The sequence below is a fragment of the Agrobacterium sp. CCNWLW155 genome (assembly GCF_036888815.1).
In the GTDB taxonomy this organism is placed as follows: Bacteria; Pseudomonadota; Alphaproteobacteria; order Rhizobiales; family Rhizobiaceae; genus Agrobacterium; species Agrobacterium radiobacter.
Map to the genome: position 1 here is coordinate 1 of NZ_JBAKFW010000001.1, position 11,568 is coordinate 11,568.

Annotated in this window: 16 protein-coding genes, 2 pseudogenes and 1 riboswitch; of the genes and pseudogenes, 11 read left to right on the plus strand and 7 right to left on the minus strand. The window is 61.3% G+C overall.

The window, feature by feature from the left end; translation table 11 throughout:
• A pseudogene (locus V6S97_RS00005) lies at positions 1–246 on the plus strand (methyl-accepting chemotaxis protein); the annotation flags it as partial.
• A gap of 201 nt (positions 247–447) precedes the next feature.
• Here the strand turns inward: V6S97_RS00005 and V6S97_RS00010 are convergent.
• Positions 448–1,335: a LysR family transcriptional regulator gene (locus tag V6S97_RS00010; RefSeq protein WP_003509324.1), complete on the minus strand. Its 888-nt coding sequence runs from the start codon at positions 1,333–1,335 to the stop codon at positions 448–450.
• A 96-nt stretch (positions 1,336–1,431) separates the two neighbouring features.
• Here V6S97_RS00010 and V6S97_RS00015 point away from each other — a divergent pair, with 96 nt between their 5' ends.
• The gene (locus V6S97_RS00015; protein ID WP_031234489.1) at positions 1,432–1,974 is read left to right on the plus strand and encodes a GNAT family N-acetyltransferase; all 543 of its coding nucleotides are present in this window, start codon (positions 1,432–1,434) and stop codon (positions 1,972–1,974) included.
• Between the two features lie 53 nt (positions 1,975–2,027).
• On the opposite strand, the gene V6S97_RS00020 is transcribed toward V6S97_RS00015, so the two are convergent.
• Positions 2,028–2,384, minus strand: a complete 357-nt coding sequence (locus tag V6S97_RS00020; protein WP_003509321.1) for a hypothetical protein — start codon at positions 2,382–2,384, stop codon at positions 2,028–2,030.
• A gap of 220 nt (positions 2,385–2,604) precedes the next feature.
• Here V6S97_RS00020 and V6S97_RS00025 point away from each other — a divergent pair, with 220 nt between their 5' ends.
• Positions 2,605–3,207 carry a superoxide dismutase gene (locus tag V6S97_RS00025; RefSeq protein ID WP_003509319.1) on the plus strand — a complete coding sequence of 201 codons (603 nt, stop codon included), beginning with the start codon at positions 2,605–2,607 and terminating at the stop codon, positions 3,205–3,207.
• Between the two features lie 111 nt (positions 3,208–3,318).
• Positions 3,319–4,272, plus strand: a complete 954-nt coding sequence (locus tag V6S97_RS00030; RefSeq protein ID WP_334426542.1) for a metallophosphoesterase — start codon at positions 3,319–3,321, stop codon at positions 4,270–4,272.
• Here V6S97_RS00030 and V6S97_RS00035 read toward each other — a convergent pair.
• Positions 4,234–4,830 (minus strand): annotated as a pseudogene (locus tag V6S97_RS00035) (helix-turn-helix transcriptional regulator); the annotation flags it as partial. The gene V6S97_RS00030 and the pseudogene V6S97_RS00035 overlap by 39 nt on opposite strands.
• A gap of 133 nt (positions 4,831–4,963) precedes the next feature.
• Between V6S97_RS00035 and V6S97_RS00040 the strand changes: the two are divergent.
• From V6S97_RS00040 to V6S97_RS00065, 6 genes are all read left to right on the plus strand, one after another.
• Positions 4,964–5,593: a LysE family translocator gene (locus tag V6S97_RS00040; RefSeq protein WP_112355923.1), complete on the plus strand. Its 630-nt coding sequence runs from the start codon at positions 4,964–4,966 to the stop codon at positions 5,591–5,593.
• A 119-nt stretch (positions 5,594–5,712) separates the two neighbouring features.
• A complete protein-coding gene (locus V6S97_RS00045; RefSeq protein ID WP_003509310.1) occupies positions 5,713–6,147 on the plus strand; it encodes a c-type cytochrome in 435 nt (144 codons plus the stop codon).
• A 90-nt stretch (positions 6,148–6,237) separates the two neighbouring features.
• A complete protein-coding gene (locus tag V6S97_RS00050; RefSeq protein WP_080864297.1) occupies positions 6,238–7,158 on the plus strand; it encodes a c-type cytochrome in 921 nt (306 codons plus the stop codon).
• 48 nt (positions 7,159–7,206) lie between these two features.
• A riboswitch (cobalamin riboswitch) is annotated at positions 7,207–7,440 on the plus strand.
• Positions 7,441–7,602: 162 nt separating this feature from the next.
• Positions 7,603–7,785: a CbtB domain-containing protein gene (locus V6S97_RS00055; protein ID WP_111793803.1), complete on the plus strand. Its 183-nt coding sequence runs from the start codon at positions 7,603–7,605 to the stop codon at positions 7,783–7,785.
• 11 nt (positions 7,786–7,796) lie between these two features.
• Complete coding sequence (locus V6S97_RS00060; RefSeq protein ID WP_003509307.1) at positions 7,797–8,510, plus strand: CbtA family protein; 714 nt, start codon at positions 7,797–7,799, stop codon at positions 8,508–8,510.
• Positions 8,511–8,514: 4 nt separating this feature from the next.
• On the plus strand, positions 8,515–8,829 hold the full coding sequence (locus V6S97_RS00065) for a hypothetical protein (protein WP_334425834.1): 315 nt from the start codon (positions 8,515–8,517) through the stop codon (positions 8,827–8,829).
• Between the two features lie 172 nt (positions 8,830–9,001).
• Here the strand turns inward: V6S97_RS00065 and V6S97_RS00070 are convergent, their stop codons facing one another.
• From V6S97_RS00070 to V6S97_RS00085, 4 genes are all read right to left on the minus strand, one after another.
• Positions 9,002–9,568 carry a type 1 glutamine amidotransferase family protein gene (locus V6S97_RS00070; protein ID WP_003509305.1) on the minus strand — a complete coding sequence of 189 codons (567 nt, stop codon included), beginning with the start codon at positions 9,566–9,568 and terminating at the stop codon, positions 9,002–9,004.
• Positions 9,569–9,589: 21 nt separating this feature from the next.
• The gene (locus tag V6S97_RS00075) at positions 9,590–10,078 is read right to left on the minus strand and encodes a GNAT family N-acetyltransferase (protein ID WP_111784559.1); all 489 of its coding nucleotides are present in this window, start codon (positions 10,076–10,078) and stop codon (positions 9,590–9,592) included.
• Between the two features lie 204 nt (positions 10,079–10,282).
• Complete coding sequence (locus tag V6S97_RS00080; protein ID WP_026363493.1) at positions 10,283–10,696, minus strand: MerR family transcriptional regulator; 414 nt, start codon at positions 10,694–10,696, stop codon at positions 10,283–10,285.
• A gap of 110 nt (positions 10,697–10,806) precedes the next feature.
• Positions 10,807–11,157: a hypothetical protein gene (locus tag V6S97_RS00085; protein WP_003509302.1), complete on the minus strand. Its 351-nt coding sequence runs from the start codon at positions 11,155–11,157 to the stop codon at positions 10,807–10,809.
• Between the two features lie 129 nt (positions 11,158–11,286).
• On the opposite strand from V6S97_RS00085, the gene dmeR reads away from it, so the two are divergent.
• Complete coding sequence (gene dmeR, locus V6S97_RS00090) at positions 11,287–11,559, plus strand: Ni(II)/Co(II)-sensing transcriptional repressor DmeR (RefSeq protein WP_003509296.1); 273 nt, start codon at positions 11,287–11,289, stop codon at positions 11,557–11,559.
• Positions 11,560–11,568: the final 9 nt, after the last annotated feature.

The window sequence follows — 11,568 nt, forward strand, 5'->3', positions numbered from 1 at the left end:
GAAATGAACGCGGCCGGTGCGGGTCTCGCGCAGGAATGCGCCAACCTCCACGCCCTGCTTGCGCAATTCCAGCTCGGCCAGCAGACCTCCGCATTGCGGGAGACGGCAAGGCACATGCAGCGGGCCGCAAGCCCCGCCCGCGCGCCTGCCGCACCCGTCGCGGCACCTTCCAGGGCCCGCCCGGTCGCTGCCTCACGCGGCAATGCGGCGCTGGCCGTGAAGGGCGACGACTGGACGGAGTTCTGAAGACAATCCAGGTTGGATATGGTGAGGAGCCAGCATCCGCACTCCGTCACCCCGGACTAGATCCGGGGTCCAGGGCGATCAAGTCCTTGATCGCGAGAGACTCTACTCACGGCGCAGACGCGCCGTGGCTGGATGCCGGATCAAGTCCGGCATGACGGAAGAAAAGTGTCATAAAGCCCGCGCCCGAAACCGGCGCGGGCTTTATCGTTTCTGCAAGCTCGGCAGCGCAGCGGCAAGCGCCCGCAGCGGCGCGGTCATATGTTTGTCTCGCCGCATCGCCAGCGCGATCCGGCGCTCCAGCGGCGGCTCCAGCGAGCGCCATTCAAGCCCCGACGTTGCGCTTTCATGCTCCATCGCCATGCGCGGCACGATGGCGAGGCCAAGGCCCGCACCCGCGAGCTTCTTGATGGCCTCGACGCTGCCCAGTTCCATGGCGGGCTGCACGGTGCGGCCGCTCGCCGAAAACCATTGATCCACCAGCCTGCGCGTATTGCCGCCCTCGTAAAGCAGCAGCGGCCGCGTCGAAAGCGTTTCGGCGTTCAGTACCGTTCTGTCGGTGACGGCGCCATGCGGGAAAACTGCAACCAGTTCATCGAGATGGATGTCGCTGATATCGAGGCTGCGGCCACTGGCGGGCAGGGCCACCACCGCCGCATCGATCGTATTGGCCTCCAGAAGCCGCAAAATATCGTGCGTATTGCCGGTCTGCACGACGATTTCGATACCCGGCATGGCCTGACGGATTTTGGCCAGCACGGGCGGCAGCAGATAGATGCAGGCAGTTGCGCCCGTGCCGATGCGCAGGCGTCCCGTCACCCCGCTGCGATGAGGTGCTACGGTATCGATCGCATGCGCCACTTCTTCCGCAATCCGCCTTGCATGGATGAGAAAATCCCGGCCCGCCGCCGTCGGCTGCGCGCGCCTGCCGACCCTTTCGATCAGCCGCACGCCGAGCTGCTTTTCCAAGAGCCTGATATGCAGGCTGATGGCCGGCTGTGTCATCCCCGCCTTGTCGGCAGCGGCGGAAAAGCTGCCGAGATCGGCGACATCCATGAAGCTGCGCACCTGCCGCAGATCGAGGTCCATCATCAAAGAAAACCTTATCGTTTGTATAAGATAGATAATCTTTATTTTGGCTGCGCCGCAATGCACAATGATGGCGTGAATGATCCGCAGGACAAGAGAATGACCCCTTCCACCGTTTCCAGCCTTTTGATCCGCCCCTGTGAAGAGGCCGATATTCCAGCCATTACCGAAATCTACCGGGATGCCGTGCTCCATGGCCGCGCCAGCTTCGAGATCGATCCGCCGAGCGCGGAGACGATGCTCGAGCGCCGTCGCCTCATGGTGGAGGGTAATTATCCCTATCTCGTCGCCGAATGCGATGGAAAGATAGCCGGATATTCCTATGCCGGTGCTTATCGTCCGCGCCCGGCCTATGGCGCGGCGGTGGAGAATTCCGTTTATATCGATCCGGCCATGAAGGGCATGGGCATCGGCCGCAAGCTGCTCGATGCACTGATCGAGGAGGCGACCGCGCGCGGCTTCCGGCAGATGATCGCCGTTATCGGCGACAGCGCCAACGCCGCGTCGATCGGCGTACACCGCGCCGCCGGTTTCGAGCATGTCGGCACCTTCAAATCCATCGGCTGGAAACATGGCCAATGGCTGGATACGGTGCTGATGCAGCGCGCGCTGGGCGAGGGTGACACCACGCCACGTTTCTGAGGCGTCAGAGCGGGACGGCGAAAAGTGCGAGCGGTCCCGCTCTCAATATAGAATCAGGGCTTGGTGGAGCCGGGAATTTCCACCTTCAGCGTATCCCCGGCAAGCTCGCTGCCCAGTTCCACCGCCTTGGTCTTCTTGTCGTAGACGCAGATATGGCTGACCGTCGCATCCGCGCCCTTGGCCTTGCCGGTCAGGATGGCGAGGCCGTAATTTTCGCTGCCGACCGGATCGACCACCGCCTTGGCGTCCTCGATCATGTCCTTGGCTCCGGCAAGGCAGGCCGTCTGCACATCCGCCACGAATTCTTTCCAGGCATCGTCCGAGGATGCGGCGGCGGGGAGTGCCAGCGATGATAGGGCGGTGAAGAGGAGGATGGAGCGGATCAAGGAGCGGGAGTTGGGGCGGGTCATGGAATTTCCTTCCTGCAATCTCGGCAAAACCGAACCGATAGGGTGGAAAACGGTACGCCAGGGTTGTGAAACAAATGTGGTGGTGGCCGGCGCGAGACGAATTTTCTCTTTTGGCGGAACATTTTGATATTTCACAGGTTGCCCAAACAGAGCTTCGCTCCTATGGTCCGCTCACACGGTTTCTAGGAGCGGTAACCCGCTGCAAAAAGGAGTAAAAACCATGGCCTTTGAACTTCCTGAACTCCCCTACGACTACGACGCGCTTGCACCCTACATGTCGCGCGAGACGCTCGAGTTCCATCACGACAAGCACCACAAGGCATATGTCGACAACGGCAACAAGCTGGCGGCGGAAGCAGGTCTTTCTGACCTGTCGCTCGAAGAAGTCGTGAAGAAGTCCTTTGGCACCAATGCCGGTCTCTTCAACAATGCTGCCCAGCATTACAACCACGTCCATTTCTGGAAGTGGCTGAAGAAGGACGGCGGCGGCAACAAGCTGCCGGGCAAGCTCGAACAGGCATTTGCCTCCGATCTCGGCGGTTACGACAAGTTCAAGGCTGATTTCATCGCTGCCGGCACCACGCAGTTCGGCTCCGGCTGGGCATGGGTTTCCGTCAAGAACGGCAAGCTCGAAATCTCCAAGACCCCGAACGGCGAAAACCCGCTGGTTCATGGCGCAGAACCGATCCTCGGCGTCGACGTATGGGAACACTCCTACTACATCGATTACCGCAACCTGCGTCCGAAGTACCTCGAAGCCTTCGTTGATAATCTCATCAACTGGGACTACGTCCTGGAGCGTTACGAAGCCGCCGCCAAGTAAGGCTTGCGGAACGGAATTTTCGAACACCCGGCCCTCGCGCCGGGTGTTCTGCTTTTGGGATGTCGTTCTCTGTCACAAGCCTGTCATCCGCCGGGTTTATCGCGGCGCATCATGACTGAAAAAACCACGCCTCTCTTCTCCTTCGGCATTGTCGCCGATCCCCAATATGCCGATGCCGATCCGCGCCCCGAGATGGGCCGATATTACGCTGAAAGCCCGAAAAAGCTCGCAGACGCGATCGACGCCTTCAACCGCGAAGATCTGGCCTTCGTGGTGACGCTGGGCGATATCATCGACCGCGGCTTTGAAAATTTCGATGCGATCCTTGCCGTTTACGACAAGCTTCGCCACCGGTCAGTCCTGCTGCCAGGCAATCACGATTTCGCCGTCGCCGCTGAGCATTTGCCCGATATCCATAACCGCCTCGGCATGTCCGCCCCCTGGCATGATTTTTCCATCGGCGACGTTCGCTTCGTCGTGCTTGACGGCAACGAGGTCAGCCTTTTCGCCCCGCCGCCCGGCGATCCGCGTCGCGCGCTTGCTGCAGAGCGGCTGAAGCGTCTGGCGGATGCGGGCGCAATCAATGCGCAGGACTGGAACGCCTCGTTCAGCGATGAACAGTTCGAATGGCTGCAGACGGTTCTGCAAAAGGCGGATGCGGCAGGCGAAAAAGTGATCGTTCTCTGCCACTACCCTGTCTATCCGGAAAACGCCCACAACATGTGGGACGCGCCGCGCATCCTCGAGCTTCTCGGCGCGCATCCTTCGGTCGTCGCGTGGTTCAACGGCCATAATCACGAGGGCAATTACGGCGTATCTGGCAATACCCACTTCGTGAATTTCAAGGGCATGGTGGATACGCCCGACCAGAACACCTTCGCGATTGCCGATGTCTTTTCCGACCGGATCGTTATTCGCGGTTTCGGGCGCGAGGATCGGCTGATTGCTCTGCCAGCCGCTCATCCACAATTGCCGCAGCTTCTCGCCTTCCAGCTTGAAGAAACTGCCGGTCGTTTCGCAGCTCAGCACCCGGTCCGAGCGGAAATTGCGGATCGCCTGCCGTAGTTCGCACCATGCGACGATATTCACCGTTTCGGAATAATAGATCACCGCAATCGGCCTAACCCGCCGTTGCGTTTCCGCGCCGGCTTCATCGCGATAGGTGATCTCCAGTTTCTCCTCGTCGCGCACCGCGCGCCTGACCGTGGCAAGATCGACGCCTGCTGGCGCCGGCGCGATGCTGCCCCAGGCGTGCAGGGCATTGGCGGAGAGGGTTTTCGACAGGGGGTCGGGCAGGGAGGCGGCGATCTTGTCGCTGACCTGCCTGGCCGCCTGCCGCAATTCGGTATCGCCGGTGCGGGCGACCATGGCGAGCGCCAGCACGATCGCTTCCGTCTCTTCGATGGAAAACATCAGCGGCGGCAGGTTGAAGCCGGGACGCAGGATGTAACCGACGCCGCGTTCCCCTTCGATCGGCACGCGCATGGTCTGAAGGGCGGCTATGTCGCGATAGACCGAGCGCACCGTCACCTCCAGCGCCTCGGCAATCGTCTGTGCGGTGACCGGCCTGCGCGCCACCCGCAGGATCTGGATGATCTCGAACAGTCTCGACGCCTTGCGCATTGCCGTTTTTCCCGGTTGCTTCGCCACGCAACTGACACAACGCTGTCAGTTGGTCTTTCCTATAAACGGAGAAACACATTGAGAAACATGGGCTTTCCCGAATGTGCCATGAACCGTTTTGGGAGATACTGACATGAGTTACGCCGAAAATCTCTGGCTTTTCTTTCTGGTCCTGTTCGGCATCATCATTCTGCCGGGCATGGACATGCTGTTTGTGCTGGCAAGTGCGCTGACGGGTGGCAAGAGAACCGGCCTTTCCGCCGCAAGCGGCATGAGCGCGGGCGGCATCGTGCATTCGCTTTACGGCGCGTTGGGCGTCGGCGTGCTCGCCGCCTGGATGCCGTCGCTGTTCCTGCCGCTTCTGGTTGGGGGCGCTGCTTACATGGTCTGGATCGGCATCGGCCTGATGCGCAGCGCAATCGTGGTGAATGGCGATGAGGCAGAGGCGAGCGCTTCGGTCAGAAAAGCCTTCTGGCGGGCGGTGCTGACCTGCCTTTCCAATCCGAAGGCCTATCTGTTCATGATGGCGATCTATCCGCAATTCCTCAAACCAGCCTATGGCCCGATCTGGATGCAGGGGCTGGTGATGGGCGCGATGGTGGCGGTGACGCAGTTCACCGTCTACGGCGCGCTGGCGCTGACGGCGGATAAAAGCCGGGCATGGCTTGTTTCCTCGCCCGCCGCCACGATCTTCATCGGTCGCGCCGCCGGTTTCATGCTGATTGCCGCAGCGCTTCTCACGCTCTGGGAGGCCTTGTCTTAGGCTTCTGTTTTCACGATGGAATTCACCGCAATGTGACTTCTTTTCGCCATCCGGAAAGGGCATCCTCGCGCCGTTCCATCTAGCGCCCGGTGTCCCAGCCGGAATCAAGGAGAGTGTGCATGAAACTGAAAACCATCACGGCGGCCATGCTTTTCGGCTGTCTTTGCGCCGGAGCGGTCTACGCTGCCGGCGAAGTCGAAAAACGTGAAGGCATGATGAAGCAGATCGGCGGCGCCATGGGTTCGCTCGCCGCCATCTCCAAGGGCGAGAAGCCCTTTGATGCTGATACCGTCAAGGCCGCCGTGACGACCATCGGCACCAATGCCAAGGCCTTCCCGGAGCAGTTCCCCGCCGGCACCGAGACCGGCAGCGCGGCTGCTCCCGCCATCTGGGAAAATTTCGAGGACTTCAAGGCCAAGGCCGCCAAGCTCGGCACGGATGCGGACATCGTTCTCGCCAATCTCCCCGGCGATCAGGCGGGTGTTGCCACCGCCATGAAGACGCTCGGCGCCGATTGCGGCACCTGCCACCAGACCTATCGTCTGAAGAAATAATCGAATGATTCTGGAAACGCCGCTTCCCGGCGGCGTTTTCTCACGCTCGAAAGGCATCTGACCGGGTCAGGTGAGAATGGGGAGAGGGGTATGTCCTCCATCTGGACGAAACTCGCTGGCGGGGCCGTGGTCGCGGCGATTGCCGGCTACGGCATATTCGCCTGGGTCACCGCGCCGGAACGTCAGGCGCCAAGCCATTGGGTCAGCCTTGGCGAACCGGATCTGGCCAATGGCGAAACGCTGTTCTGGGCGGGCGGCTGTGCAAGCTGTCATGCCGCACCCGATGCGAAGGGTGAGGCGCTGTTGACGCTTGCGGGCGGGCAGGCGCTGAAAAGCCCCTTCGGCACCTTTCATGTGCCCAATATTTCTTCCGATCCGCAGCATGGTATCGGCGGCTGGACGCTGGCGGAATTCGGCGATGCGATGACGCGTGGTGTGGGCAGGAACGGTGAGCACCTTTACCCGTCCTTTCCCTATGCCTCCTATGCCCGCATGACGCAGAAGGACATCAACGATCTCTTCGGTTATCTGAAAGCCCTGCCGGCCAGCCAGAACGATGCGCCGGATCACAAACTGCCGTTCCCGTTCAACCTGCGCATGGCGCTGGGCGGCTGGAAGTTCCTTTATTTCGACCCCTCCGCACCGCCGCGCGTCGAGCTTGCCAATGCCAATGCCGAATTGCTGCGCGGTCAATATCTGGTGGAAGGGCCGGGCCATTGCGGCGAGTGCCATACGCCGCGCAACGCGCTTGGCGGCTTCCTTGCCGATAAGTGGCTGGCTGGCGGCCCCAATCCGGAAGGCGAAGGCCGCATTCCTGACATTACCCCCGGCTCGCAAAGCATCGGAAGCTGGGCCAAGGCCGATATTGCCAGCTATCTGGAAACCGGCTTCACCCCGGAATTCGACAGCGTCGGCGGTTCCATGGTCAAGGTGCAGCAGAACATGGCGCATCTGACGGCGGATGACCGCGATGCGATCGCCGCCTATCTGAAGGCCATTCCGGCGCGGTAGGGTGCCCCTGGGCGCATGCGCGCCCATTGACTCCCGCCGCCACCCATCGGATAACAATCCTGTGATGGTTCCTTCCGGGCGTTCCGGAAGGTGAAAAGGGAACACGATAGGGAGAAATCCTCATTCGTGGCTGCCCCCGCAACTGTGAGCGGAGAGCCTGAAACGAAGTGCCACTGGCAAGCCATTTTCCGGGAACCGAGGTTTCCAGGGAGGGCGATGCCGGGAAGGTGTTTCAGGTTTTGACCCGTAAGCCAGGAGACCTGCCATCACGGAAATGTCCATGCCGGCGGGGTGTCCGGAAGAGCGGAATTTCAGGGTGGCGAGATCAATGCCTCCCTGTGTCAGTCTCGTATCCCCGTGGTGAAGTGTATCGCATGCGGTCTTGCGGCTCCCGCCGTTCGGCCGTGTCTAAAGGCGCGGGGTCGCGCCGGGAGAGGGGTCACCATGTCCATCCAGCAGAATGCGGCCAATTCAGCCGTTTCCGCAAAAACGGGCAGCTTCGCGCAATCGCTGACGGCGATCGTGCTTGGCCTGTTCGTTGTCGGTTTTGTCGGCTTTTCCCATGTGGAAGCCGTTCACAATGCCGCGCATGACACGCGTCATGCCAATGCCTTCCCCTGCCATTGAGGGGAAACGGCATGTCATCTTTTCGCAATATCGTCTTTACCGCCGTTCTCGTCGGCATTCTCGGCGGCTTTGCCGTGTCTGCCATGCAGGCTTTCGGCACCACGCCGCTCATCCTTCAGGCGGAAACCTATGAGAGCGCCGGTGGCGAGGCGCCTCACAGCCATGATGCGACGGCGCCCGGTGCTGCGGTTCCCGCCCATGAGCACAATGACGAGGCCTGGGCTCCGGCCGATGGCTTCGAGCGCACCGCCTATACCGTTGCCGCCAATGTCCTGACCGCCATCGGTTATGCGCTTGTCCTGACCGGCCTTATTTCGCTGCGCGGCACGAATGGCGGCTGGCGCGAAGGCCTTCTCTGGGGCGTTGCCGGTTTTGCCGCCGTCATGCTGGCCCCGATGATCGGCCTGCCGCCGGAACTGCCGGGCAGCCCGGCCGCCGCACTTGAGGCGCGGCAGATCTGGTGGCTCTCCACGGTTGCCGCAACCGCGGGCGGCATTGCGCTGATCGCATTCCGCCGCGAACCCTGGGCCATCGTTCTGGCGCTGGTGTTGATCGTTGCGCCGCATGTGGTGGGCGCACCCCTGCCTCCGGAAGGTGAACATGCGCTGGCGCCGCTGCCGCTGGAGCGTCAGTTCATCGTCGCCGCCACGATCACGAGCTTCGTTTTCTGGGCTTTGCTCGGAACATTGAGCGCGTTTTTCCTGAAGCGCTTCCAGCAGGCGTAAATCCATGCAGGACGCAGCGGAATGGAGTGAGGAACTCGATGCGCTGCGTTTTGCCGTTTCCGGTCACGGCGCTTTCTGCGCCGTGCACCGCCTTGCCTTCAAGGCGGTGCTGGGGCCGAGCCCTACAGAAGAGGCGGCTCTTGCCTTTTTCCACGACCATGAGGTCGCCTTTGTGGCGGCGGCACTTGCCAAGATAAAACGTGCAAATTTACCCGCCGGCCGAAGCCTGCATTTGAACAGCCGCGATATTCGCCGGGCGATTGCCGGGGAGGGCGGCGATCACGCAGCACGTGTTTGCCGGGTGCTGGATCAGCGATAATCATCGCTGTTCTCACCTCCGTCATCCCGGCCTTGAGCCGGGATCCAGCCAGCCCAAGTCCTTGGGCTGAGAGGACTCTTTTCGCCGCGCAGACGCGCGTCGGCTGGATTCCGGCCCAAGGGCCGGAATGACGGGGAGTGGAGGGAGTGCAAACAACCGAGACGGCTGCGCCTCAGCGATGCTCCGCCGCAAAAACCTGAAGTTCCGCCTCGGCTTCCGGACCAAAGAGGCCGAGGTGTTTCAGGATTTCCACCGCAAAACTCACCGGCGCGCTGCCGGCGGCCGTGATGATGCCGCGATCGCTGACTGCTTTCGGCTGGTCGCGATAAAGCGCCTCGCCGCTATAGACGGCATAGGCCTTGTGCGATGCCAGCGAATTGCCGGTATGGGCGACATCGTTCAGAACGCCCGTGCCGCCGAGCGCGCTCGCCGCCGCACAGATGCCGGCCACCAGCCGGTCCCTGTCGCGAAACCGGTGCACCAGCCCGCCAAGATCGACAGCCGTTCCCTTTTCCCAGCTGAGACCGCCGGGAATGACAAGCGCATCGATGCCAACAGGATCAAGCGCGTCATAGGATGTGTCAGGCGTTACATTCAGCCCGCCCATGGACGTTACCGGCCGGCCATCAGGCGTGGCATAGATGATTTCGACGCCGAGATAGCCGCGCGCTGCGGCAGCAAGCAGCGCCGGTTCCCAGTCAGCAAAATCCTGCGCGAGCGCAATGGCGATCCGTGTCATGGTCGTCTCCGTTGATGCCAATCAGGCAATTGACTGCATGTAGCGCATGCCGGTAACCGGCCGGGGCGCGAAATCCATGTTTTCGTAGAAGCGATGCGCCGCGACATTGCCTGTTGTGGCGCTGACGGAAAGATAGTCGCAGCCGAGACGCTTGGCGATATCGCGGGCGCGGGAAACCAGATGCTGGCCGGTGCCATGGCCGCGATGGCCGTCACGCACGAAGAGATGATGCAGCTCAAGCCCGCGCCGGCCTTCCTGCGCCCTGTAGAGCGGCAGAAGCAGGGCGTAACCGATCAGCGCGCCATCGGCTTCGGCCACGAGGCCATGCACCCAGGGCAGCGGGCCGAACAGGTCGCGTTCCAGTTTCGCCGGCGTGATCGCCGCCGCATCGCCGTGGTAGGAGGCAAGCAGCGTGATCATCTCGTCGAGTTCGGGCAAGTCCGTCTTGCGTGCGCCACGAATGATGACGACGGGCGGTCTTTCGAGTGTAAGGGAGCTATCTTCGGTCATTTTTTCGGTCCTTTGGTCTTATCGGTGCCGTCAGGACGCTTGAGAAACAACAAAGCCGCCTGACGGCGGCTTGTTGACAACATGATCTGTCGAGCCGCCCTTAGAGGTAGGCCCAAAAGTACGAGCAGGAGATGGGTGCGCGTTCGTTGATCATGGGAAATGCAATGCGCCCGAATCCGTAATCTGTCAAGCCCGGTTTTCCGATCAATGTTCGCCCTCGCACATGTCATGATTGGAAAGCGCGCGGATGACGTAACAATCCTCGATCGAATGGCCGTGGCAGTGGGAGACGATGCGCTCCAGCTCATGTTCCAGCTTCTTGAGGCTGGCGATCTTTTCTCGCACATGGGCGAGATGTTCGGCAGCGATGCGGTCCGCGCCCTCGCATGGCATCTGCCGGTGCTGGCTAAGCGCGATCAATTCGCGGATGGCGTCGATGTTCAGCCCGAGATCACGCGCATGGCGGATGAAGGCCAGCCTGTCGAGGTCGGTCTTTTCGTAACGGCGCTGGTTGCCCTCCGAACGATCGGCCTCGCGGATGAGGCCCATCTGCTCGTAATAGCGGATCGTCGGCACCTTGACGCCGGTACGTTTCGACAGTTCACCGATGGACAGCATGACTTTCTCCATATCTCGGGCAAAGACGAGAGAACGGGGTGGCTCCGCCGTTCAGAGTCGATGCTCTAGTCTCTAGAGATATTGCTTTTCAGCCCGCCATTCAATGGGTCTCAGGCGGCGTCATCCACGCCAAGCGCCTGGGCGAGCGCTTTGATGACATCGTTCTCGATGCCGGATGCGGCTTCTGGCTGTGCCGATGCGGCCATGTCCAGGGCGGGTGTTGTCGTGGAAGTACCGCTGTCGAGATTCCAGAGTGCTGTGGCGAGGCCGAAGGAAGCACTGGCGGCGGCCGGCGTGATCGCGGTGGCAGCGGTTTCGACGCTCGAAATGGTGCGATGCGCGGCGCGGGTCAGCTCCAGCAGGGCTTCGGTGGTGGAATGGGTTTCCTTGCCTCTCGCCGGCTCAAGGCTCCGGAGCGGAGTGGGATGATAGCTGCTGATGGTTGCTGCGATAGTCGTCATGACTGAGTCCCCTAAGTTTCATGGGGAGATTTTTTAAGGGTCGAAACATTCGCGAAGATTGCGTCAAGCGGGGCTTGAACGGAAAATCTCGCTCATATAGTATACCCCCCTATAGTATATGAGGTCCCCATGTCCCATACGATCCGCAACAAGGAGAAGCTTCTCGCCCGCATCCGCCGCCTGAAAGGGCAGATGGAAGCGGTGGAGCGTGCGCTTGATGATGCCAAGCCCTGCGGCGAGGTGCTGCAATTGCTCGCTTCCGTGCGCGGCGCGCTTTCCGGACTGACGGGGGAGGTGATGCAGGAGCATCTGCATGAGCATGTGGTGCATGCCGAAAACGAAGACGAACGGGCCCGGGCGGCGGAAGAGCTGGCCCAGGTGCTGAAGACCTACATCCGGTGAAATCGAACG

Excerpts from the sequence above, each read along its gene's own strand:
- V6S97_RS00010 (WP_003509324.1), bottom strand. The coding sequence starts at position 1,335 with ATGATGGACCTCGATCTGCGGCAGGTGCGCAGCTTCATGGATGTCGCC.
- V6S97_RS00015 (WP_031234489.1), top strand. The coding sequence starts at position 1,432 with ATGACCCCTTCCACCGTTTCCAGCCTTTTGATCCGCCCCTGTGAAGAG.
- V6S97_RS00020 (WP_003509321.1), bottom strand. The coding sequence starts at position 2,384 with ATGACCCGCCCCAACTCCCGCTCCTTGATCCGCTCCATCCTCCTCTTC.
- V6S97_RS00025 (WP_003509319.1), top strand. The coding sequence starts at position 2,605 with ATGGCCTTTGAACTTCCTGAACTCCCCTACGACTACGACGCGCTTGCA.
- V6S97_RS00030 (WP_334426542.1), top strand. The coding sequence starts at position 3,319 with ATGACTGAAAAAACCACGCCTCTCTTCTCCTTCGGCATTGTCGCCGAT.
- V6S97_RS00040 (WP_112355923.1), top strand. The coding sequence starts at position 4,964 with ATGAGTTACGCCGAAAATCTCTGGCTTTTCTTTCTGGTCCTGTTCGGC.
- V6S97_RS00045 (WP_003509310.1), top strand. The coding sequence starts at position 5,713 with ATGAAACTGAAAACCATCACGGCGGCCATGCTTTTCGGCTGTCTTTGC.
- V6S97_RS00050 (WP_080864297.1), top strand. The coding sequence starts at position 6,238 with ATGTCCTCCATCTGGACGAAACTCGCTGGCGGGGCCGTGGTCGCGGCG.
- V6S97_RS00055 (WP_111793803.1), top strand. The coding sequence starts at position 7,603 with ATGTCCATCCAGCAGAATGCGGCCAATTCAGCCGTTTCCGCAAAAACG.
- V6S97_RS00060 (WP_003509307.1), top strand. The coding sequence starts at position 7,797 with ATGTCATCTTTTCGCAATATCGTCTTTACCGCCGTTCTCGTCGGCATT.
- V6S97_RS00065 (WP_334425834.1), top strand. The coding sequence starts at position 8,515 with ATGCAGGACGCAGCGGAATGGAGTGAGGAACTCGATGCGCTGCGTTTT.
- V6S97_RS00070 (WP_003509305.1), bottom strand. The coding sequence starts at position 9,568 with ATGACACGGATCGCCATTGCGCTCGCGCAGGATTTTGCTGACTGGGAA.
- V6S97_RS00075 (WP_111784559.1), bottom strand. The coding sequence starts at position 10,078 with ATGACCGAAGATAGCTCCCTTACACTCGAAAGACCGCCCGTCGTCATC.
- V6S97_RS00080 (WP_026363493.1), bottom strand. The coding sequence starts at position 10,696 with ATGCTGTCCATCGGTGAACTGTCGAAACGTACCGGCGTCAAGGTGCCG.
- V6S97_RS00085 (WP_003509302.1), bottom strand. The coding sequence starts at position 11,157 with ATGACGACTATCGCAGCAACCATCAGCAGCTATCATCCCACTCCGCTC.
- dmeR (WP_003509296.1), top strand. The coding sequence starts at position 11,287 with ATGTCCCATACGATCCGCAACAAGGAGAAGCTTCTCGCCCGCATCCGC.